We start from the raw sequence: 22,164 nt of genomic DNA on the forward strand, positions 1-22,164 counted from the left end.
GCCTGAGGTGGGCGGAGTCTTCTCGGCGCGATTTGAGTCACTCGGGGCTGTGGGGCGTATACCTCTACTAAGGCGCCACGCGCTCTTGGCGTGCGGGTACGAGCCGGACACGCCGGCTGCCGTGTCCGGACTGGTACGAAGGCGTCGCTGACCGTATTGCTCCGGCCGTGGCAGAATCAAACGGCCGGAAGGGGGCGCGGCCCGACGGGAGGGAGAAGCGATGCCTGCGAGCATCCTCGAGGAGGTCGACGATCTCCTCGAAGTGGCACTGACACGGAAGAAAGCCACGCTCCTCGACTGCCCTTCCTGCGGATCGGTCCACGTCGCCCAGGTCCTCGGTGACAACGGCGGGATCTCCTACGTGTGCACGGCCTGCGGCCACAGCTGGAGCTGATCGATGGGTGCGCACAGGCGGAAATGCGATTGGTGCGGCAGCGGTACGCCCATCGTCCGCGACATGGAACCGGTCAACCACGACTACCAGTACTGGTGCGAGGAGTGCGCGCGGGCGCTGATCATAAAAGGCGACCCGATCGAGACGTACCGCGAACTGGAGGGCGAGCCGATCTACGGCCGGCTCCTCGACGAGCACTGCACTCTCAAACGGTTCTACTCGTTCGCCACAGCGTGACCCCGACGAGGGCCAGGAAGACGAAACCGGCTCCTACGTAGAGGGCCGACAACGTCAACTCCGTGCCGTTTTGGTGCAGTTCGAGCCTGCCCGGCCCATGCGGCACCCACCACAGCGCGTATGTGCAGAAGACCGCGGCCGTGCAGAGCGCGGCCGCCCGACCGACCGCCGCGAGGACCAGCACCATCGGGACGCACCACACCCAGTGGTGCGACCACGACACCGGACTGATCAGCAGGGCCGTCACCGCGCAGGCGACCGTCGCCCAGGCCCGCCGCCCGCGCAGCTCCGCGGCCACGGCGACCGCGAGACCCGCGGCACCGGCCAGGGCCGCCCCGGCGACCCACCGGCCGCCGGGTTCCGTCGTGTGCAGCAGCCGGGCCAGGACACCACGCAGCGACTGGTTCGCGGTGTCCTCCACGAGCCCGACCCGGCCCGCGTCGAACACCATGCGTGTCCAAAAGCGCGAGGAGTCGTACGGCAGGACGGCCGCCGCCAGCAGCGTCGCCCCGGCGAACGCGACGGCGGCCCCGCGCGCGTGCCGCAGCCACGGCCCTCCTGACCCCCGCCTGATCTGCTCCACGACACCGGTGACCAGCAGGAACACCGCGAAGAGCGCGGGTGTCAGTTTGATCGCCGCCGCGATCCCGATGCCCACCCCGGCACCGAGCCGTCCGGGCCGCCGTGACAGATCCCACAGCACCAGCACGGCCAGCAGCAGATTGATCTGCCCGTACCGCAGCGTCGTCCACACCGGCTCGCACCACACGGCCGCCGCCGCGACCCACCAGACGAGCTCCACGCGCGCGTGGCCGACGAGCCGCAGCGAGAGGGCCACGAACGCCACAAGGAGAGCCAGGTTTCCGGCGGTCGCCGCGGCGCGCATGGCCGCCGTGTCCAGCAGCGTCAGCGGGGTGAACAGCAGTGCCGCGAACGGCGGGTACGTGGTGGGCAGATGGGCCTCGGTCGTACGCAGCGCGTAGAGGTCACCGCCCGCGCGGACCGTCTCGCCCTCCGCCCGGTACACCGACAGGTCGATCATCGACACATGCGCGGCCCGCTGCGCGCACCAGAAGGCCACGAACGACAGCAGGCACACCCCCAGGGCGACGGGCGCACGGCTGCGGACACGAGGGAGCGCGATCACGGTCACGAAGGCCGACACTAGCCCCCGAATCCGTACAGAAGGGAAACGATTTGGTGGTGCACCCGGGGGACCGTGTAATGTTGGCGTCGCCGCCGGGGGAACCGGGCGGCACGGTCAATATGCGGCTCCGCCGCGTGGCCGCGAGGGGCTATAGCTCAGTTGGTAGAGCGCCTGCATGGCATGCAGGAGGTCAGGAGTTCAATTCTCCTTAGCTCCACACTTCTTGAAGGCGGGCCACCCGATCAGGGTGGCCCGCTTCTTCGTGTTCAGCGGCCGCTGCCGAGCGCCCGGCGACCGCGCCCCTGGGACAGCACCGGCAGGTTGTTGCGTGCCGGGGCGGCGGACCGTTCCTCCTCGATGCGCAGGGCGAGCGCCGGGCAGCGGCGTACGGCGCGCAGGGCCTTCGCCTCCGCGTACCGGGGCACCGGCGCCTGCGCGACGGTCGGGAAGCCGTCGGCGCCCAGCTCGAAGACCTCCGGAAGGATGTCCGCGCACAGTCCGTGCCCACGGCACAGCGTCCAGTCGACGTAGATCTTCTGGCGGCTGGGACCCGCCTCCTGCTGCCCCTGGCCGCCCGGGACGCCCGTGGGCAGCTGGCCGCCCTCGAAGAGCGGCAGAACGCCCTCCACGGGCCTTCCGCAGCCGTTTCCGAGGACGTGCGCGGCGAGGTCGTCGGTGAACGCCTTGATCGTCGACTCGATGAACATCGCCGAGCCGTCCGGGTGTGAGCAGGCGCCGCGCCGTTTCACGGCCTTGGCGACCTGCTTGACCGCCTCGAGGGCGGCCGGACCGCCGCCGTTGAGGATGTCCTCGAGGCCGCGCGCCGCGGCGGGCAGGCCGAGATAGCAGGGACCACACTGTCCCGCGCTCTCCTCGGCCAGCCACTGGGCCACCCGCAGGGACTCGCCCAGCGGGCACGTCTGCTGGGTGATCGGCAGGATCGCGCCGGCGCCGAGCGCACCGCCCACCGCGTCCAGGGAATTGCGCGAGACGATCGCCTCGTTGACCGTCGCCGCGTCCAGCCACTTGCCGTGGTACCCGCCGGTCAGCACGCCCTGCGGCATGGGCGGGGCACCGGCGAGCTGGAGCACGTAGCGCAGCGGCACACCGGTCGGTACCTCGATCACCATGGGCCGGGCGACCGCCCCGGAGACGGTGAGCATGACGGTGCCGGGCTCGTCGTACAGGCCGGTGTTGCGGTAGCGGTCGGGGCCGATGCGCGCGGCGATGGCCAGCTGGGCGAAGGTCTCGGCGTTGGACAGCAGGGTGGGCGCGCCGCCGACGCCGATCTGCGAGGCGCTGATCTTGCGGCCGGGCGGGATGGCCGGCCCGCCGTCGATGGACCGGATCAGCGAGGCCGCCGCGCCGGTCACCATCCGTACCGGATTGCGCTGCACGCGCGCGCGGAGCGGGGACCCGCGCCGGTTGCTCAGCCCGCGCTCGGCCAGCGCGGCTTCCATCGACGCCTGCGTGGACGCACGTGTCACCCCGATGACCAGGGTGCGCGCGCCCATGGCCTCCGCGGCGAGCAGCGCGCCGTCCAGGATCAGGTGCGGGGCACGGTTGATGAGCACCGTGTCCTTGCGGCAGGCCGGTTCGTCCTCACTTCCGTTGACGACCACCACGGGGCGGATGCCCTTCTTGATGGCCGATTCGGCGACTGAGCGCAGTTTCTTGGCGAAGGGGAAACCCGCGCCGCCGCGGCCCTTCAGGGAGATCGCTTCGGCCAGGCCCGCGAGCTGCTCGCCGCCCATCGGTTCGAGCGGCCCGTGCACTTTGAGGTGCATCGGGAGATCGAGTCGTTCAACCAGGTCGAAGCCCGACGTGAGCTGCGGAAGTCCGACCACGCGGACTTCCGGTACGTCGGGCAGGGCCTCGTTCACTTAAAAGCCTCCGGAAGGGGCGTTCCATGATTCACCGGAGCCAGGAGCGTCGAAGGCGCCCGGCAGTACTTCAGTCGTGGGACCGCTGTCGTACGTGTCGTTGGTGTTGTACGTGCCGTAGGCCGGGTTCGTCTCACCGGTGTCGTACACATCACTCGTGCCGTACGCGTTCGCGGCCGAATTGTCATAGACAGGGATGTTGTATCCGGTGTCGTTGAGAGGGTCGTACGCCGATTGGGGCGCCTCGCCGACGGGCGGCGGAGAGGGGATGGGCCAACTGCCCGACGTGCTGCCGCTGTCGTAGCGCGGGAGGGAGTCCGTGGCCTGCATGTCCAGGGGCATCTGCATCTGGAAGCGCTGGGTCGGGTCGGGGGCCGGGGTGTCCCCTCCCGGCGTGCCGGACACGGCCCGGTAGGCGGCCGCGAAGCCGGGCATCTGACCCGTGGTGGCGGTGTCGGGCGCGGCTTCGTACAGCGGCGAGGGGGACTGGGTGCGCTGCGGCGGTACGAAGGTGTCCTCCAGGGACTGCCTGGTCGAGCGTGCGGCGAAGCCCGGCAGCGAGGAGTCCGCGGCGGCGGCACGGGATGCCTCCAGCTCCTCGCGCGCGCGGGCGCCGGGGCCGTTGTTCTCCCCGATGATCGCCAGGATCCGGTCGGCGACCCTGCGCTTGACGGGGCCGGAGGCCGAGCGCAGCAGCAGTGCACCCATGACGGCGACCAGGCAGAGGCAGTACAGGACGGTGACGTACGTCTTCGCGGGGCGCCCCGCGTACAGGCCGTGCACCAGGGCCGAGCACCAGGCCGGATAGGCCAGCATGTGCACGGCCCGCCAGCGTGCCGCGATGGGCGCGGGGGACGCGAAGGCGCTGCGCAGGGCGCCGGTGATGGCCGTGAAGATCATGAGCAGGCCGGCCAGTGAGCCGAAGCCGATGAGCCCGTTGGTGCCCGTGACGCCGAGTCCGAAGGGGATCAGCGCGGCGACCAGCGTGGTGTGGTCGAGGGCCAGCTTGACCGTGATGTGCAGCAGGAGGAAGGCGACCGAGGAGACCGCGGTCGTCCGGTGTACGGCCTGGGCGACCAGCCGCTGGCGCGTGTTGAGGAACAGCCGGTCGGTGGCCACGAGGCCCCAGACGACCGAGCAGGTGAGGGCGACCAGCGAGAGCACGCCGGCCCCGAAGTTGAGGAAGTCGCGCAGGCCGTCACCTCCGACCAGCACGATCAGGGGTATGAGCAACAAAGCGGCAGCCGTGAGCGCCCCGTAGGCGGAGCGGCCCGGGCGGGGCAGCGAGCTGTTGTTGCGACGAGGGTTCATGGGGGGTACTCCCAACGGTTCGGGGAAGCGGTCCCGAAGCCGCACTCTAAGTCGAGCCATACCGAGGGGTACGAGGTTTGAGTTATTGCGTTGTTATCAAAGGGTCACGAGGTCTTTGCATTGTCCTGTAGCGTCCGTTACGCGAAGTAATATTTGAATATTATTCAGCTTCTTTTGCTAGTCGGGAGGTGGCAGGGAGGTGGCACGGGGTGCCGGGCGGTCCCGGAAGCTCGTCGCGGGGCGCGCGGGGGCTGCGGTACCCTGACGCCATGCGTGCCGTACGCCTTCTGCTTAGCGAGCCGCGCTGATCAGTCCCGACCGCTGAAGAAATCGTGGCCGGAATCGGCGCGGCGTCCCCTCCTGTGCGAGGGGATTTTTCGTTTCTTGAATGTCGCAGCCGCTGGCAGAGACGATCGATGGAGCTTTGAGGATCATGAGCGAGACGAATACCGCTGCCACCGCCGAGGTGGCCGCGCCGCACCGCTACACGGCCGCCCTGGCCGCTGAGATCGAGGCACGCTGGCAGGACTTCTGGGACGCGGAGGGTACGTACGAGGCGCCGAACCCGACCGGTGACCTGGCCGGGGACCCCGAGCTGGTCGCCAAGCCCAAGAAGTTCATCATGGACATGTTCCCGTACCCCTCCGGTGCGGGCCTGCACGTCGGCCACCCTCTGGGCTACATCGCCACCGATGTATCCGCCCGATACCAGCGCATGACGGGCCACAACGTCCTGCACACCCTGGGATTCGACGCCTTCGGCCTGCCCGCCGAGCAGCACGCCGTGCAGACGGGACAGCACCCTCGGATCACCACCGAGGCGGCCATCAACAACATGAAGTCCCAGCTGCGCCGCCTGGGCCTGGGCCACGACAAGCGCCGGTCGTTCGCCACCATCGACCCGGACTACTACAAGTGGACCCAGTGGATCTTCCTGCAGATCTTCAACTCCTGGTACGACGACGAGGCCGACAAGGCCCGCCCGATCGCGGAACTGGTCGCCCGGTTCGAGAGTGGTGAGCGCGCGGTACCGGCCGTAAACGGCTCCACGCGCGCGTGGAGCGAGCTGAGCGCCGCCGAGCGCGCCGACGTCCTGAGCGAGTACCGGCTGGCGTACGCCTCCGACGCGCCCGTCAACTGGTGTCCCGGACTGGGCACCGTACTGGCCAATGAGGAAGTCACCGCCGACGGCCGTTCCGAGCGCGGCAACTACCCCGTCTTCAAGGCCAAGCTGCGCCAGTGGAACATGCGCATCACCGCCTACGCCGACCGCCTGCTGGACGACCTGGACGCTCTGGACTGGCCCGAGGCCATCAAGCTGCAGCAGCGCAACTGGATCGGCCGCTCCGAGGGCGCCCGAGTCGACTTCCCGATCGACGGCGAAGCGATCACCGTCTTCACCACGCGCCAGGACACCCTGTTCGGGGCCACCTACATGGTGCTGGCCCCCGAGCACCCGCTGGTCGAGAAGTTCACCCCGGGAGCCTGGCCCGAGGGCACGCACGAGGTCTGGACGGGAGGTCACGCGACCCCCGCCGAGGCCGTCGCCGCCTACCGCGCGCAGGCCGCCTCGAAGTCCGACGTCGAGCGCCAGGCCGAGGCCAAGGACAAGACCGGCGTCTTCACCGGCTCGTTCGCGACCAATCCGGTCAACGGCGAGCAGGTCCCAGTCTTCATCGCCGACTACGTGCTGATGGGCTACGGCACCGGCGCGATCATGGCCGTTCCGGCGCACGACACCCGCGACTTCGCGTTCGCGCGCGCCTTCGAGCTGCCGATGCGCTGCGTCGTCGAGCCGAGCGACGACCGCGGCACCGACGCCTCCACGTGGGACGACGCATTCGCCTCGTACGACGCGAAGATCGTCAACTCCGCCAGTGACGAGGTCTCCCTGGACGGTCTGGGCGTCGTCGACGCCAAGGCGCGCATCACGGAGTGGCTGGAGCGCAAGGGCATCGGCGAAGGCACCGTCAACTTCCGGCTGCGCGACTGGCTGTTCAGCCGCCAGCGCTACTGGGGCGAGCCCTTCCCGATCGTCTACGACGAGGACGGCGTCGCCCACCCGCTGCCCGAGTCGATGCTGCCCCTGGAGCTGCCCGAGGTCGAGGACTACTCGCCGCGCACCTTCGACCCGGACGACGCGAACACGTCCCCGGAGACGCCGCTGTCCCGCAACGAGGACTGGGTCAACGTCACCCTGGACCTGGGTGACGGCCCCAAGAGGTACCGCCGCGAGACCAACACCATGCCCAACTGGGCCGGTTCCTGCTGGTACGAGCTGCGCTACCTGGACCCCCACAACGACCAGAAGCTGGTCGACCCGGCCATCGAGCAGTACTGGATGGGCCCGCGCGAGGGCCAGCCGCACGGCGGCGTCGACCTGTACGTCGGCGGCGCCGAGCACGCCGTACTGCACCTGCTGTACGCGCGCTTCTGGTCCAAGGTGCTGTTCGACCTGGGGCACATCTCCTCACCCGAACCGTTCCACAAGCTGTTCAACCAGGGCATGATCCAGGCCTTCGTGTACCGCGACAGCCGTGGCATCGCGGTGCCCGCCGCCGAGGTGGAGGAGCGCGACGGCGCGTACTACTACCAGGGCGAGAAGGTCTCCCGGCTGCTGGGCAAGATGGGCAAGTCCCTGAAGAACGCGGTCACTCCGGACGAGATCTGCGCCGAGTACGGAGCGGACACGCTGCGCCTGTACGAGATGGCGATGGGCCCCCTGGACGTGTCCCGGCCGTGGGACACGCGCGCGGTGGTGGGCCAGTACCGACTGCTGCAGCGGCTGTGGCGCAACGTCGTCGACGAGGTGACCGGCGAGGTCACCGTCGTCGACACCGAGCCTGACGAGGACACGCTGCGTGCCCTGCACAAGGCGATCGACGGCGTGCGCCAGGACCTGGAGGGCATGCGGTTCAACACCGCCATCGCCAAGGTCACCGAGCTGAACAACCACCTGACCAAGGCGGGCGGCCCGGTCTCCCGCACGGTCGCCGAGTCCCTGGTGCTGCTGGTCGCGCCGCTGGCCCCGCACATCGCCGAGGAGCTGTGGCGCAAGCTGGGCCACACCGACTCGGTCGTCCACCAGGACTTCCCCGTGGCCGACCCGGCGTACGTCGTGGACGAGGCCGTGACCTGCGTCGTGCAGATCAAGGGCAAGGTCAAGGCGCGCCTGGAGGTCTCCCCGTCGATCTCCGACGAGGAGCTGGAGAAGGTGGCGCTGGCCGACGAGAAGGTCGTCGCGGCACTGGGCGGCGTGGGGATCCGCAAGGTGATCGTGCGGGCGCCGAAGCTGGTGAACATCGTCACGGCGTAACGGTCTGCGCCGGGTCGGCACCGATGACGTGAACCGACTCGGGGTAGTCCCCTACGGGCAGGTTCGGGGTTCGTTCGGAACTCCGGATCTGCCCGCTGCGTTTACCGTTGAAGAGCGCGGCGGCAGCCGTCGTGCCCGGCCGGAGGAGGAGCGTGGTGGAAGCCGTGATCGCAGTAATCGCCTTGCTCTTCCTGCTGTTCGTGGTGCTCGGCGCGTACGCCACGGTGAAGGTGGTCGGCGCCGCCAAGCGCGGTGTGGACCGCACGATCTCGCAGGCGCGCCGCACGGTCGAGGACACCACGTTGCGCGCCAAGACCCTCGCCCAGCCGGGCCCGCTGGGCGAGGTGGCCCAGCTCCGCCTGAAGCTGCGCACATCGATGCGGGCCACCCAGGACGCGTTGCACGCGGGCGTGGCGGAGGACGAGTCCCTGAAGGAGTCCCTGGGCCTCTTCGAGCGGCTCAGCGCGCATGGGCGCGAACTGGACGACGAGCTCAAGCGCCTGGAGACCGAGCCCGACCGGGAAGCCCTCGCCTCGCGACTGCCCGGACTGCGCGGGCGCACCGAGCGGATCACACAGTCGGCGGACTCGCTGCGCTGGGCCGCGCGCGACCGGGCCCGCCGTTTCGCAGACGACGACCTGGACTCGCTGAGCGCCCAGATAGACGTCGAGGCCGGCGCACTGAGGCACTGGACGACGGAGCCGAGGCCCGCGGCGTCCTGGCCGGAGGCACCTGCGCCGGACGGCGCGGCTTCCGGCGGCCAGACCTGGCCGGAAGGCCCGCAGTCCCGTACGGCCGAGGAGCCGACGCGCTCGGCCATCACCCCGCCGGGCCGACGGCCCACCTACCCCTGGCAGAAGAAACCCCGCCCCGAGAGCACGACTTGATCCCGCCGCTCGAGCACGACGCGATTCGGCCGCTCCAGGTGCAGGTGGGAGGGGCCGGTCTGCCGCCCACCCGTCCTGGCAGGTAACCTCCAGCTCATGTCCCGCCATGTCGCGATCGTCACCGATTCAACGGCCTACCTGCCGCCGCGGACGATGGAGCGCCACGGCATCACAGCGGTGCCCCTGACCGTCGTCCTCGGCGACCAGGCACTCGAAGAGGGCACCGAGATCTCGGCCCGCTCCCTGGCCCAGGCGCTGCAGAAGCGGCGCCCCGTCACCACGTCCCGGCCGAGCCCCGAGGTCTTCGCCGAGACCTACCGTGAGATCGCCGAGTCCGGTGCCACCGGCATTGTCTCCCTCCATCTGTCGTCCGAGTTCTCGGGCACCTACGACGCCGCGGTGCTCGCGGCCCGGGATGCCCCGGTGCCGGTGCGCGTGGTGGACACCGGAATGGTCGCGATGGCCCTCGGGTTCTGCGCGCTGGCATCGGCCGAGGCCGCGGAGGCGGGAGGCACCATCGACGAGGCGGTCACGGCCGCCGAGAAGCGGGCCGCGGGCACCTCCGCGTACTTCTACGTCGACACCCTCGACTATCTGCGCCGCGGCGGCCGGATCGGGGCCGCTCAGGCGCTGCTGGGTTCAGCCCTCGCGGTGAAGCCGCTGCTGCAACTGAACGACGGCCGCATCGAGCTCCTGGAGAAGGTACGGACGGCGTCCAAGGCGATCGCCCGCCTCGAGGAGATCGTGGCCGAGCGTGCGGGCAGCGCCCAGATCGACATCGCCGTCCACCACCTCGCCGCTCCCGAGCGGGCGTCGGCTCTCGCCGACCGGTTGCGGGCGCGGGTGCCCGGGCTCGCGGACCTGCACGTCAGTGAGATCGGCGCGGTGATCGGGGCGCATACGGGGCCAGGGCTGCTGGGGGTAGTTGTCTCGCCTCGGTGAGGCGGGCACTGCTCGGGTGTGCTTCTTGTGGGTGATGGAGTTATCCACAACTGGGCGGTAGTCCACCGGAATTGAGCAAGATCATCGCGCGAGGGGCGAGGTGCCGGACCCTCGTCGCATGGCACTTCGATCACGCTCACGCACCGCCGCGCCGACCAGCGGCCCGGGCCGCGGCCCCCTATCCGACAGCCGCACCCGTCATCGCCGTCACCACCCGCGAAGCCGGACCCGACGTCACGAGGCGTCGGCCGAGACTCTCCGTCTGCGCGCGGAGGCGCTCTTCGCGGAAAGGGCCAGCGCGCTAGGGGAGTTGGGGAACGGACCGCCGGGGGCGGCGGACCGGGATGTGGGGAGCGACGCCCCGAGGACGAGCAGAGTCGTGCGCCCTGACGGCGGCCAGGCAAGTGCGGCTGTGGACCACGGCGTGCTGGGCGCGGGCGGGGCTGCTGACGCCGAAACTCTCGCCGACGCGCGGGTCGACGCCCGCGCCGAGACTCTGGCTCATGCCCACGCGCATGCCGAAGGGCATGGCGACGCCTACGGAGACGCGCATGGCGACGGGCATGGCAACGCTCATGGAGACGCGCTTGGCGACGCCTACGCAGACGCGCTTGGCAACGCGCATGGCGACGCGTATAGCGACGCCTACGGAGACGCGCATGGCGACGGGCATGGCAACGCCTACGCAGACGCTCATGCCGACGCGCACGTCGACGTCGCTTCGAGCGCGGTGGAGCCGGGGCCCTGGCGGGATCGGGTCGGGCTTGCCGTGCGGGAGCGGCTGCCGTTGTGGCTGCAGTCGAGGTGCGGTCTTGAGCGCAGGAGCGTGGCCGCACTCACTGTCCTGCTTGTCGTCGCCGGGGTCTTCGCCGTCCAGCACTTCTGGGCCGGCAGGACTCAGTCGGTCCGGGCCCCCGAGGTGGTGCGGGCGGCGGCTCCCTTCGGGGAAAAGGGCGGGTCGGCCGAACAGTCGGACGCGGGCCCGGAGGCGTCGCCCGGGGCGCCGAGCGCGGTGGGCGCGACCGGGACCGTGCTGGTCGTGGACGTCAGCGGCAAGGTGCGCAGCCCCGGGCTCCAACGGTTGCCGGCCGGTTCCCGCGTCGCGGACGCACTGCGCGCCGCCGGCGGGGTGCGTCCCGGCACGAACACCGACGGCCTCAACCGCGCGCGTCTCCTCGTGGACGGCGAACAGATCCTGGTCGGAGCCCCCGCATCCGTGACGGGGCCCGGCACGAGCGGCACGGGCCCGGTCGGCGCAGGCGGCGGCACAGGCGGATCCGCCGCCGGTGCGGCCCCCTCCGCTCCGGTCCCCCTCAACACGGCCACCGTGGACCAGCTCGACAGCCTCCCCGGCGTCGGCCCCGTGCTGGCCCAGCACATCATCGCCTACCGCACCCAGCACGGCGGCTTCCGTTCGGTCGACGAACTCCGCGAGGTGAACGGCATCGGGGATCGCCGGTTCGCCGATCTGCGGAATCTGGTACGGCCATGAGCGGACCGGAGCAGGGAAAGGGACCAGACGGCCCGGAGCTCGCGGCACCGGACCGACCAGAGGTTTCCGGCGCCGTGAGTCGACGGGCCGCCGTGCATGCGGCCTCGGGGAAGCGGCTAGGTGCGTCGCACCCGAGGGAGGAAGGACCGACGGATCTTCGACTCGTGCCGCCCGCTCTGGCGGCCTGGGTGACGGCGGCCGTGACGGTGGGCGCCCCATCGGCATGGGCCACGGGTGCGGTGGTCGTCTGCCTGGTCGCGGGCTTCGCACTGCTGCTGGTCGGGCGGAGAGGGGCGCGCGCGGCGAACCGGCGCGGGGCAGGGCGGTCGCGTTCATGGCGGCGGGTCTCCGTTGCCGCTGTGCTGCTGTGTGCCGCCGCGGCCGCCGCCTCCGCGGGACTGCACGGGGCGGATCTGCGACGCGGGCCAGTTCCTTCCCTGGCGAGGCAGTTCGCCACCGTGACCGCCGAGGTGGAGATCACCTCCGATCCACGGCTCACCCGGCCCCGGATCAAGGGGGATCACATGGCTCCCACAGCTGTGCTGCTCGACGCCGAGGTCAGGCGGGTGACCCGGGAGGACGGGACGGAATGGGCCACGCGCGCACCGGTGCTGATGATCGTCGACGCGCACTCGCCACGAGGTTCGCCTCGGCTCTCCGTTAAGCGCTCGCCCTGGCTGTCGCTGCTGCCGTCCACTCGGCTGCGCGTACCGGCGCGGCTCGTGCCCGCCCTGTCGGGTGGGGACGACATCGCGGCCGTGCTGCGGGTGCGGGGGAGCGCGCCTGCGGACGTGGTGGGGGAGCCGTCCGGACCGCAGCGGTTCGCCGGCCGACTGCGCGAAGGGCTGAGGAAGGCGACCGACGGGCTGTCGGCGGATGCGCGGGCGCTGCTGCCGGGGCTCGTCGTCGGGGACACCTCGCGTGTCACGCCGGAGCTGGACGACGCGTTCAAGGCGACCGACCTCACGCACCTCCTGGCCGTCAGTGGGGGCAACTTCACCATCCTGCTCGCTCTGTTCATCGGACCTCCGGGCCTCGCCCAGCGTGCCGAGCGGCGCGGTCTCGCGCCCCGGCTCGGTGTTCCGCTCCGAGCCACCGCACTGCTCGGTGGAGGGCTCACGCTCGCCTTCGTGATCGTCTGCCGACCGGATCCGAGTGTGCTGCGCGCCGCGGCCTGCGGATCGATCGCGCTGCTCGCCATCGCGACGGGGCGCCGCAGATCGCTGATCCCCGCGCTGGCCACGGCCGTCCTGCTCCTGGTGCTGTACGACCCCTGGCTGGCCCGCAGTTACGGCTTCCTGCTCTCCGTCCTGGCGACCGGCGCCCTGCTCACCCTCGCCCCACGATGGAGTGCGGCGCTCCAAAGGCGCCGTGTGCCGCCACGCCTGGCCGAGGCGCTCGCCGCCGCTGCCGCCGCGCAGGCCCTGTGCGCGCCAGTGGTCGCCGTTCTGTCGGCCCGGGTGAGCCTGGTGGCGGTGCCGTGCAATCTCCTCGCGGAGCTGGCGGTCGCGCCGGCCACGGTGCTGGGCTTCGCGACGTTGGCGACGGCCTCCGTGGCGATGCCCGCAGCCAAGGGGCTGGCGTGGTGCGCGAGTTGGCCCGCCCGGTGGATCGCGGACATCGCGCGGACCGGCGCGGCGCTGCCCGGCGGGGGAGTGGACTGGCCGGGCAGTTGGACGGGCGCGGTTGCGCTGGGTCTTGTCACGGTGGTCGTCGTGGTCGTCGGGCGACGGCTCCTGAGACACCCGTGGCTGTGTGGTGCCTGCGGTGTGCTGTTCCTGCTGGCCGTGGTGCAGCCGCCGCCTCTCACCAGGGTGATCACGGGGTGGCCGCCGCCCGGTTGGCGGTTCGCCATGTGCGACGTCGGACAAGGGGACGCGACGGTACTCGCGGCGGGCGACGGCAGCGCGGTGGTGGTGGACGCCGGGCCCGACCCGGTGCTGGTCGACCGCTGTCTGAGCGCGCTCGGGGTCACCAGGATTCCGCTCGTCGTACTGACGCACTTCCACGCCGACCATGTGGCGGGCCTGCCGGGCGTGTTGAACGGGCGCTCGGTGGGCGCGATCGAGACGACGGGCTTCGAAGAGCCGCTGGACCAGGCCGATTTCGTACGGAGACAGGCGGCCGCACGGCGCATTCCCGTGACCCGGGCCGTGGCGGGGGAGCGGCGGCGCACCGGAAGCCTCGACTGGCGGGTGCTGTGGCCGCCACCGAGCCCGGCACCTACACCGGACGGCCCGAACGATGCCAGTGTCGCCCTGCTCGTACGGTCCGCGGGGCTGAGGCTTTTGTTGCTCGGGGACCTCGAACCCCCGGCCCAGCGAGCCCTGTTGAGGTCGCCCGCCGGCGCGGAGCTGGGAGCGGTGGACGTCCTCAAGGTCGCCCATCATGGATCGGCCTACCAGGACCCTGACCTCATACGCAGGGTGGCCCCGCGGCTGGCGTTGATCTCGTGCGGCAGGGACAACCCGTACGGGCATCCCGCGCCAAGTACGGTCGCGGCGCTGCGGGCCGGGGGCGCGGTGGTGCTGCGTACGGACGAGGACGGTGCGCTGGCCGTCGCCGGTGCGGGCGCGGGACTGAGTGTAGCGAGAGACTGAACCCATGAATTCCGCACAGGCCGACGCCTACCTCCGCCGGATCCGGGCCCCGCACCCCGCGTGGCCCACGTCCGATGCACTGCGCGAGCTCCAGCTGCGCCATCTGGAGACGGTGCCGTTCGAGAACCTGTCGATCCACCTCGGTGAGGAGATCGTGCTGGAGGAGAACAGGCTGCTGGACAAGTTGGTAGGCGCTCGCAGAGGCGGCTTCTGCTACGAACTGAACGGGGCGTTCGGGGCGTTGCTGGGGGCGCTGGGCTTCGACGTGACGCTGCTCGCGGCGCGGGTGTACGGCGAGCAGGGACGGCTCGGGATCCCCTACGACCACCTCGCGCTGCGGGTGCGGACGGTGGACGGAGGCGACTGGCTGACCGATGTCGGATTCGGGGCGCACAGCCACTATCCGCTGGCCTTCGGGGAGCGGGGCGAACAGCGTGATCCCGGCGGCATGTTCCGGGTTGTCGAGTCGGGGCCGGACGGGGCGGGGGTGCGGGGGGTCGGCGGAGCACGGGAGGGCGACGACCTCGACGTCATGCGGGACGGCATGGCGCAGTACCGCCTCGAGGTGCGGCCGCGGGTGCTCGGGGACTTCGTCACCGGGGCGTGGTGGCACAGCACCTCGCCGGCGTCGCACTTCGCCCAGTCGCTGGTCTGCTCACGGGTCACGGAGGACGGCGGGAGGATCACGCTCAGCGGCCGGAAGTTCACGGTGACGGCGGCGACGGGGACGAAGGAGGTGTCGGAACTGGGCACGGAGGAGGAGGTGCTGGCCACGTATCGAGAGCGCTTCGGGATCACGTTGGAGCAGGTGCCGGAGGTGAGGGAGGCACGGTAGGTCACATCGTTCGGGCATCGGCTGCCGTGATGGCCGACCCCGTCGTCAGGTCTGCCGGGCGTATCGGAAAATGTGCACGTGAGCGATGTGAGACATGTGCTGGTACTGCCCGACCGCGATGCCGCGGAAGAGGCGGCGGAGGCGCTCGGCGACCGCTTCGCGCTCCATGAGGAGCCGCAGCTCGTACGGGACGCCCTGGCCGGCGAGGACGACGCCGAGGACGCGCAGTGGCTGCTGGTCCTGACCGATCCCGACGAGCGACTCGACCCGAAGGAGCTGGACGAGTTCGCGGGGGAGTGGGACGGCTGGCGCGAAGAGCCGTAACGCTCCGATGGGGGCGGTGAGACGGGGCCTTGCCGCGTGGATGCGACTGGCCTCTTGCCTCACCTGAGGGAGGGTGACGTGGGGCCGCGCCGCGCGCGGACGTGACCGGCCTCCTCCCTCCTTCGCCGCGCCCGGCGCGCCTCCTTCGTCCTTCGCTGCCCGGCGCGCCTCCTCTCTCCTTTGCTGTGCCCGGCGTGCCTGTGCCCGGCGCGTCGGTGGCCTGGTGGCCCGGCGGCCCTGCGCCCCGGCGGTGCTGTCGCCCCGGCGGCGCTGTCGCCGGGGACGGGCCGCGCGGCGTGCGTTGTCAGTGGCGCGTGGGATGCTTTCCGGGATGGCCAGGAAGACTGCTAATGACGACCCTCTCGCCCCCGTCACGATTGCCGTGGGCCAGGAGGATCTCCTGCTCGACCGTGCCGTGCGGGAGGTGGTGACCGCCGCCAGGGCCGCCGACGCCGACACGGATGTGCGGGACCTCACCCCGGACCAGTTGCAGCCAGGCACGCTCGCCGAGCTGACAAGTCCGTCGCTCTTCTCCGAGCGCAAGGTCGTGGTCGTACGCAATGCGCAGGATCTGTCGGCCGACACCGTCAAGGACGTGAAGGCGTACCTGGAGGCACCGGCCGAGGAAATCACCTTGGTGCTGTTGCACGCGGGGGCGGCCAAGGGCAAGGGGCTGCTCGACGCGGCGCGCAAGGTGGGGGCGCGGGAGGTGGCGTGCCCCAAGATGACGAAGCCGGCGGATCGGCTGGCGTTCGTGCGCGGTGAGTTCCGGGCGCTGGGGAGGTCTGCCACGCCGGAGGCCTGTCAGGCGCTGGTCGACTCCATCGGGAGTGATCTGCGGGAGCTTGCTTCCGCGGTGTCCCAGCTGACGGCGGATGTCGAGGGGACGATCGACGAGGCCGTTGTCGGGCGGTACTACACCGGGCGGGCCGAGGCGTCGAGTTTTACCGTGGCCGATCGGGCGGTGGAGGGGCGGGCCGCGGAGGCGTTGGAGGCGTTGCGGTGGTCTCTGGCGACCGGGGTCGCGCCAGTCTTGATCACCAGTGCGTTGGCGCAGGGGGTGCGGGCGATTGGGAAACTGTCGTCCGCGCGGGGGGGCCGTCCCGCGGACCTTGCCCGTGAGCTGGGTATGCCTCCCTGGAAGATCGACCGGGTTCGGCAGCAGATGCGGGGGTGGACTCCGGACGGGGTCGCTGTCGCCCTGCGAGCCGTCGCCGAGGCCGACGCGGGCGTCAAGGGGGGCGGGGATGATGCCGAGTACGCCCTGGAGAAGGCGGTCGTGGCCATTGCTCGGGCCGCCCGGTCCCGGCGGGGTTGAGTTCCCGGCGCGGGTGCCGGCGTAGGCGGGTTTTCGCCCCCTCCGCCCCTACCCGTCCCGTACCTGGGGGGCTCCGCTCCCCAGACCCCCCGTATCGCGCTCCGCGCTCGTCCTCAAACGCCGGACGGGCTGGAAAGCTCCAGCGCCGGACGGGCTGAAAAAGCTCAAGCGCCGGACCGGCTGAAAGCACCAAAACGCCGACGGCCCCGCTCGCCCTCCTGGGGAAGGAGGAGGAGCGGGGCCGTCGCTTAAAGATGGTGGACCCGTGCCCGCGTGGCGAACGCAGGCCGCGCACAGGTCCGGGGGTGTCGGATGGGAGCGGAGAGAGAGGGCCCGCTCGGGTCCAGCCGACGGTCAAGTCAGGGGTTGAGCCCAGCAGGGCTCAGCCGACTCAGCCCTTGAGGGAAGCGACCTTCGAAGCAAGCGCCGACTTCTTGTTGGCGGCCTGGTTCTTGTGGATGACGCCCTTCGAGACGGCCTTGTCGAGCTTGCGCGAAGCCTCGCGCGTGTACTCGGTGGCCTTCTCGACGTCACCCGCGGCAGCGGCCTCGCGGGCCTTGCGGATCGCGGTCTTCAGAGAAGACTTGACGGACTTGTTGCGCAGCCGGGCCTTCTCGTTGGTCTTGATCCGCTTGATCTGGGACTTGATGTTCGCCACGAATGAGCCTTTACAGGTTCAGGCGCGCGAGACAGCACGTCTCACTCGCCGTTTGATTTCCTTGGGGTGTGTCTCCTGCAGAGAGGGCACGAGACACAGCCACTCAGGCTACCAGTAGCCGCACGACCGGCCCAAACCGGTCGCAGCTCCCCACCCGTGGGACCATGGAGCCTACGTATCGATCCGACCCGAGGCGACAGGCGCCTCAAGAGACAGGACCCTGCGTGCCCGCGACCCCTAACAATGTGCCCGAGCCGAGCCGTACCGACCCGGCTCTGATTCGCAATTTCTGCATCATCGCGCACATCGACCACGGCAAGTCCACGCTCGCCGACCGCATGCTCCAGCTGACCGGGGTGGTCGATCAGCGGCAGATGCGCGCTCAGTACCTCGACCGCATGGACATCGAGCGCGAGCGCGGCATCACGATCAAGTCCCAGGCGGTCCGACTGCCCTGGGCCCCGACCGAGGATCCGGGCAACACCCACATCCTCAACATGATCGACACCCCCGGGCACGTGGACTTCACGTACGAGGTGTCGCGGTCGCTTGCCGCGTGCGAGGGGACCGTCCTCCTCGTCGACGCCGCCCAGGGCATCGAGGCCCAGACCCTCGCCAACCTCTACCTGGCGATGGAGAACGACCTCAAGATCATCCCCGTACTGAACAAGATCGACCTTCCGGCCGCCCAGCCCGAGAAGTTCTCCGAGGAGCTCGCCAACCTCATCGGCTGCGACCCCGAGGACGTGCTCAAGGTCTCCGCCAAGACCGGTCTGGGCGTCGAGGCGCTGCTGGACCGGGTCGTCGCCGAGGTCCCCGCCCCGGTCGGCGTCCAGGACGCCCCCGCGCGCGCGATGATCTTCGACTCCGTCTACGACTCCTACCGGGGCGTCGTGACCTACGTGCGAGTCATCGACGGCCAGCTCAACAAGCGTGAGCGGATCCGGATGATGTCCACCGGCGCGACCCACGAGCTGCTCGAGATCGGTGTCTCGTCCCCCGAGATGAAGCCGGCCGACGGCCTCGGTGTCGGTGAGGTCGGTTACCTCATCACCGGCGTGAAGGACGTCCGCCAGTCCAAGGTCGGTGACACCATCACCACCCTGAACAAGGGCGCGACCGAGGCGCTCGGCGGGTACAAGGACCCCAAGCCCATGGTCTTCTCCGGGCTGTATCCGCTGGACGGGTCCGACTACCCCGAGCTGCGCGACGCGCTCGACAAGCTCCAGCTCAACGATGCCGCGCTCGTCTACGAGCCGGAGACCTCGGCGGCGCTCGGCTTCGGCTTCCGCGTCGGTTTCCTGGGACTGCTGCACCTCGATGTGATCCGGGAGCGGCTCGAGCGTGAGTTCGGACTCGACCTCATCGCCACCGCGCCGAACGTGGTCTACCGGGTCGTGATGGAGGATGGGTCCGAGCACACCGTCACCAATCCGAGCGAGTTCCCCGAGGGCAAGATCAATGACGTGTACGAGCCCGTCGTACGCGCCACGATCCTCGCGCCCTCCGAGTTCATCGGCTCGATCATGGAGCTGTGCCAGACCCGGCGCGGCACCCTGCTCGGCATGGACTACCTCTCCGAGGACCGGGTCGAGATCCGCTACACCCTGCCGCTCGCGGAGATCGTCTTCGACTTCTTCGACCAGCTGAAGTCCAAGACCCGCGGTTACGCCTCGCTGGACTACGAGCCCACCGGCGAGCAGACCTCCAGCCTGGTCAAGGTCGACATCCTGCTGCACGGCGACAAGGTCGACGCCTTCTCGGCGATCACCCACAAGGACCAGGCGTACGCCTACGGTGTGCGGCTCGTCGCCAAGCTGCGTGAGCTGATCCCGCGGCAGGCCTTCGAGGTGCCCATCCAGGCGGCCATCGGCTCCCGGGTCATCGCCCGCGAGACCATCCGCGCCATCCGCAAGGACGTCCTCGCCAAGTGCTACGGCGGTGACATCTCCCGTAAGCGGAAGCTGCTGGAGAAGCAGAAGGAAGGCAAGAAGCGGATGAAGATGGTGGGCTCTGTGGAGGTTCCGCAAGAGGCCTTCATCGCCGTGCTGTCCAGCGACGACAGCGGTGGCGCGGCCAAGGGCAAGAAGTAGCCGCGCGTACGCCGATTTCCAGGGCCCGTCGCGCTTCGGCGCGGCGGGCCCCGCGTCTTCCTCCTGGAGAATCTCCTGGAGGAAGTGACAGGCCGCCGCCTCTTACGCACTGGCCGGACGCGCTCTACTCTGATCTCTGCTCGGTAGTTACTCGCGAGTTAAACAACAGCCGCAATTGAGCCAGCCGCGCCGTCGCGGGCCCCGGAGGATGTCGTGAGCGACACACAGACCCTGATCGAGAACCGTCCGCCGTCCGTGGCGGCCCTCTTCCTGGAGCGCGTGGCGGCCACGCCGGAGGCCGAGGCCTACCGCTACCCGGTGCCAGCGGCCTCGGGCGAGGGCCCGGACGCATGGAAGTCGCTGAGCTGGGCGCAGGCCGCCGAGCGGGTCTTCGCCATCGCGGCCGGGCTGATCGAACTCGGCGTGCGGCCGGAGCAGCGCGTCGCGCTCGCCTCCTCCACCCGGGTCGAGTGGATCCTCGCCGACCTCGGCATCCTGTGCGCGGGCGCGGCCACCACGACCGTGTATCCGCAGACCAACGCCGAGGAGTCGGCGTTCATCCTCTCGGACTCCGAGAGCAAGATCCTGATCGCGGAGGATGCGGCGCAGCTCGCCAAGGCGCGCGAGAAGCGGGCCGAGCTGCCCGAGCTGACCCATGTCGTGGTCATCGACCCCACGGGTGTGGAAACCAGTGACTGGGTCCTCACCCTCGCCGAGCTCGAGGCCCGCGGCGCGGCTCACCTGGAGAAGCACCCCGAACTGATCAAGGAGCGCGTCGGCGCGATCACCGCCGATCAGCTCGCCACGCTCATCTACACCTCCGGCACCACGGGCCGCCCCAAGGGCGTCCGCCTCCCGCACGACAACTGGGCGTACATGGCGAAGGCCATCGCCGCGACCGGTCTGATCAGCGGCGAGGACGTCCAGTACCTGTGGCTGCCGCTCGCGCACGTCTTCGGCAAGGTGCTCACGTCCGGACAGATCGAGGTCGGGCACGTCACCGCCGTCGACGGCCGCGTGGACAAGATCATCGAGAATCTGCCGATCGTGCAGCCGACGTACATGGCGGCCGTGCCGCGCATCTTCGAGAAGGTCTACAACGGGGTCGCGGCCAAGGCACGGGCCGGTGGCGGCGCCAAGTACAAGATCTTCCAGTGGGCCGCCGAGGTCTCCCGCGAGTACGCGAAGGCCAGCCAGGACAACTTCCGTCGCACCGGCACGGCCGCCGTCCCCTTCTCGCTCGGTGCCAAGCACAAGGTCGCCGACGCGCTCGTCTTCGCCAAGATCCGCGAGGCCTTCGGCGGCAACCTGCGCGCCTGTGTCTCCGGCTCCGCCGCGCTCGCCCCCGAGATCGGCTACTTCTTCGCCGGCGCCGGCATCCACATCCTGGAGGGGTACGGCCTCACGGAGTCCTCCGCCGCCTCCTTCGTGAACCCGGGTGAGGCGTACCGCACCGGGACGGTCGGCAAGCCGCTGCCCGGCACCGAGGTGCGCATCGCGGACGACGGCGAGATCCTGCTGCGCGGCCCCGGCATCATGGAGGGTTACCACGGGCTGCCCGAGAAGACCGCCGAGGTCCTGGAGTCGGACGGCTGGTTCCACACCGGCGACATCGGCGAGTTGTCCCCCGACGGCTACCTCCGCATCACGGACCGCAAGAAGGACCTCATCAAGACCTCCGGCGGCAAGTACATCTCGCCCGCCGAGGTCGAGGGCCAGTTCAAGGCCGTCTGCCCGTACGTCTCCAACATCCTCGTGCACGGCGCCGACCGGAACTTCTGCACCGCGCTCATCGCCCTCGACGAGCCGTCCATCCTGGACTGGGCCAAGGAGAACGGCCTGGACGGCAAGTCGTACGCCGATGTCGTCGCCGCGCCCGCCACGGTCGCCCTCGTCGAGGGCTACGTCAAGGAACTCAACGAGGGCCTCCAGCGCTGGCAGACCATCAAGAAGTTCCGCCTCCTGCCCCGCGACCTCGATGTCGAGCACGGCGAGATCACTCCGAGCCTGAAGCTGAAGCGCCCGGTTGTCGAGCGCGAGTACAAGCACCTCATCGATGAGATGTACGCGGGGACGCGCGAGGCGTAAGTCGTCCGAGGGGGCGGGGAAAAGCGTCCGAGGGGGCGGGGAGTCACCTGCCCCGCCCCCGGCGCATCTCGCGGATCAGCTCCTCCATCTGCCGTACCTGGTGGCGTAGTTCGAAGACGTCCTGCAGGCTGCTGGCTGCCATATGGGTCTCGATCTTCTTCAAACGGTTGGCCAGTTCGTCGAACTGTGCCTGTTCGCGCGCGAGCATGCGTTCCAACTGCTGGTTCTTGCGGTGCAGGTCGAGGAAGACCGTGACCTTGGCGCGCAGGACCCAGGGGTCGAAGGGCTTGGTCAGATAGTCGGCGGCTCCGGTCGCGTACCCGCGGAAGGCGTAGCCCGCGTCGGCGTCCGTGCCGGTCAGGAAGATGATGGGGACGTCCTTGGTCTGGTCGAGCCGCTTGATGTTCGCGGCGGTCTCGAAGCCGTCCATGCCCGGCATCCGGATGTCGAGCAGCACGACGGCGAACCGCTGCCGCAGCAGGGCCTTCATCGCCTCCTCGCCCGAACGCGCGCGCACCAGCGGCTCGTTGAGGGACCCCAGGACGGCCTCAAGAGCGACCAGATTGTCCTCCATGTCGTCCACAAGGAGGATGCTGGCGCGCTCGTCGGTCGTTGCCTCAGCGCTCATGGTGACGGTGC

Annotated in this window: 17 protein-coding genes and 1 tRNA gene; 13 read left to right on the forward strand and 5 right to left on the reverse strand. The window is 70.1% G+C overall.

What is annotated here, in order from left to right:
- Nucleotides 1-220: 220 nt before the first annotated feature.
- Together AB0D27_RS16555 and AB0D27_RS16560 are read left to right on the forward strand one after the other, a co-directional pair.
- Nucleotides 221-394: a hypothetical protein gene (locus tag AB0D27_RS16555; RefSeq protein ID WP_362508293.1), complete on the forward strand. Its 174-nt coding sequence runs from the start codon at nt 221-223 to the stop codon at nt 392-394.
- A 3-nt stretch (nt 395-397) separates the two neighbouring features.
- On the forward strand, nt 398-631 hold the full coding sequence (locus AB0D27_RS16560) for a hypothetical protein (protein ID WP_010986886.1): 234 nt from the start codon (nt 398-400) through the stop codon (nt 629-631).
- Here the strand turns inward: AB0D27_RS16560 and AB0D27_RS16565 are convergent.
- Nucleotides 600-1,784 carry a glycosyltransferase 87 family protein gene (locus AB0D27_RS16565; protein ID WP_362508296.1) on the reverse strand — a complete coding sequence of 395 codons (1,185 nt, stop codon included), beginning with the start codon at nt 1,782-1,784 and terminating at the stop codon, nt 600-602. The two genes, AB0D27_RS16560 and AB0D27_RS16565, sit on opposite strands and share 32 nt — an antisense overlap.
- A 138-nt stretch (nt 1,785-1,922) precedes the next feature.
- On the opposite strand from AB0D27_RS16565, the gene AB0D27_RS16570 reads away from it, so the two are divergent.
- Nucleotides 1,923-1,995: transfer RNA gene (locus AB0D27_RS16570), tRNA-Ala, on the forward strand.
- Between the two features lie 49 nt (nt 1,996-2,044).
- On the opposite strand, the gene AB0D27_RS16575 is transcribed toward AB0D27_RS16570, so the two are convergent.
- Both AB0D27_RS16575 and AB0D27_RS16580 read right to left on the reverse strand, forming a co-directional pair.
- Nucleotides 2,045-3,661, reverse strand: a complete 1,617-nt coding sequence (locus AB0D27_RS16575) for an NADH-ubiquinone oxidoreductase-F iron-sulfur binding region domain-containing protein (protein ID WP_362508299.1) — start codon at nt 3,659-3,661, stop codon at nt 2,045-2,047.
- On the reverse strand, nt 3,662-4,972 hold the full coding sequence (locus AB0D27_RS16580; RefSeq protein ID WP_362508301.1) for a cytochrome b/b6 domain-containing protein: 1,311 nt from the start codon (nt 4,970-4,972) through the stop codon (nt 3,662-3,664). It abuts the gene before it with no gap.
- A 433-nt stretch (nt 4,973-5,405) separates the two neighbouring features.
- On the opposite strand from AB0D27_RS16580, the gene leuS reads away from it, so the two are divergent.
- The 8 genes from leuS to holA all read left to right on the forward strand — a co-directional run bounded on the left by leuS (nt 5,406) and on the right by holA (nt 16,686).
- Complete coding sequence (gene leuS, locus AB0D27_RS16585; RefSeq protein WP_362508304.1) at nt 5,406-8,288, forward strand: leucine--tRNA ligase; 2,883 nt, start codon at nt 5,406-5,408, stop codon at nt 8,286-8,288.
- A 155-nt stretch (nt 8,289-8,443) separates the two neighbouring features.
- Nucleotides 8,444-9,175: a hypothetical protein gene (locus tag AB0D27_RS16590; protein WP_362508307.1), complete on the forward strand. Its 732-nt coding sequence runs from the start codon at nt 8,444-8,446 to the stop codon at nt 9,173-9,175.
- 96 nt (nt 9,176-9,271) lie between these two features.
- The gene (locus tag AB0D27_RS16595) at nt 9,272-10,117 is read left to right on the forward strand and encodes a DegV family protein (RefSeq protein ID WP_362508309.1); all 846 of its coding nucleotides are present in this window, start codon (nt 9,272-9,274) and stop codon (nt 10,115-10,117) included.
- 496 nt (nt 10,118-10,613) lie between these two features.
- Nucleotides 10,614-11,609, forward strand: coding sequence for a ComEA family DNA-binding protein (locus AB0D27_RS16600; protein ID WP_362508461.1), 996 nt, complete (start codon nt 10,614-10,616; stop codon nt 11,607-11,609).
- 92 nt (nt 11,610-11,701) lie between these two features.
- On the forward strand, nt 11,702-14,209 hold the full coding sequence (locus tag AB0D27_RS16605; protein WP_362508464.1) for a ComEC/Rec2 family competence protein: 2,508 nt from the start codon (nt 11,702-11,704) through the stop codon (nt 14,207-14,209).
- A gap of 4 nt (nt 14,210-14,213) precedes the next feature.
- A complete protein-coding gene (locus AB0D27_RS16610; RefSeq protein ID WP_362508312.1) occupies nt 14,214-15,044 on the forward strand; it encodes an arylamine N-acetyltransferase in 831 nt (276 codons plus the stop codon).
- Between the two features lie 78 nt (nt 15,045-15,122).
- Complete coding sequence (locus AB0D27_RS16615) at nt 15,123-15,368, forward strand: hypothetical protein (RefSeq protein WP_362508315.1); 246 nt, start codon at nt 15,123-15,125, stop codon at nt 15,366-15,368.
- Nucleotides 15,369-15,699: 331 nt separating this feature from the next.
- Nucleotides 15,700-16,686, forward strand: coding sequence for a DNA polymerase III subunit delta (gene holA / locus AB0D27_RS16620; RefSeq protein WP_362508318.1), 987 nt, complete (start codon nt 15,700-15,702; stop codon nt 16,684-16,686).
- A gap of 391 nt (nt 16,687-17,077) precedes the next feature.
- Here the strand turns inward: holA and rpsT are convergent, their stop codons facing one another.
- On the reverse strand, nt 17,078-17,344 hold the full coding sequence (gene rpsT, locus AB0D27_RS16625; protein ID WP_362508321.1) for a 30S ribosomal protein S20: 267 nt from the start codon (nt 17,342-17,344) through the stop codon (nt 17,078-17,080).
- 224 nt (nt 17,345-17,568) lie between these two features.
- On the opposite strand from rpsT, the gene lepA reads away from it, so the two are divergent.
- Entirely contained in the window at nt 17,569-19,437 is a 1,869-nt protein-coding gene (lepA, locus tag AB0D27_RS16630; protein WP_362508324.1) for a translation elongation factor 4, read from the forward strand.
- 213 nt (nt 19,438-19,650) lie between these two features.
- Entirely contained in the window at nt 19,651-21,525 is a 1,875-nt protein-coding gene (locus AB0D27_RS16635; RefSeq protein ID WP_362508326.1) for an AMP-dependent synthetase/ligase, read from the forward strand.
- Between the two features lie 43 nt (nt 21,526-21,568).
- Here AB0D27_RS16635 and AB0D27_RS16640 read toward each other — a convergent pair whose 3' ends face one another.
- The gene (locus tag AB0D27_RS16640) at nt 21,569-22,153 is read right to left on the reverse strand and encodes a response regulator (protein ID WP_362508329.1); all 585 of its coding nucleotides are present in this window, start codon (nt 22,151-22,153) and stop codon (nt 21,569-21,571) included.
- Nucleotides 22,154-22,164: the final 11 nt, after the last annotated feature.

Source organism: Streptomyces sp. NPDC048415, assembly GCF_040651675.1.
Classification (GTDB): domain Bacteria; phylum Actinomycetota; class Actinomycetes; order Streptomycetales; family Streptomycetaceae; genus Streptomyces.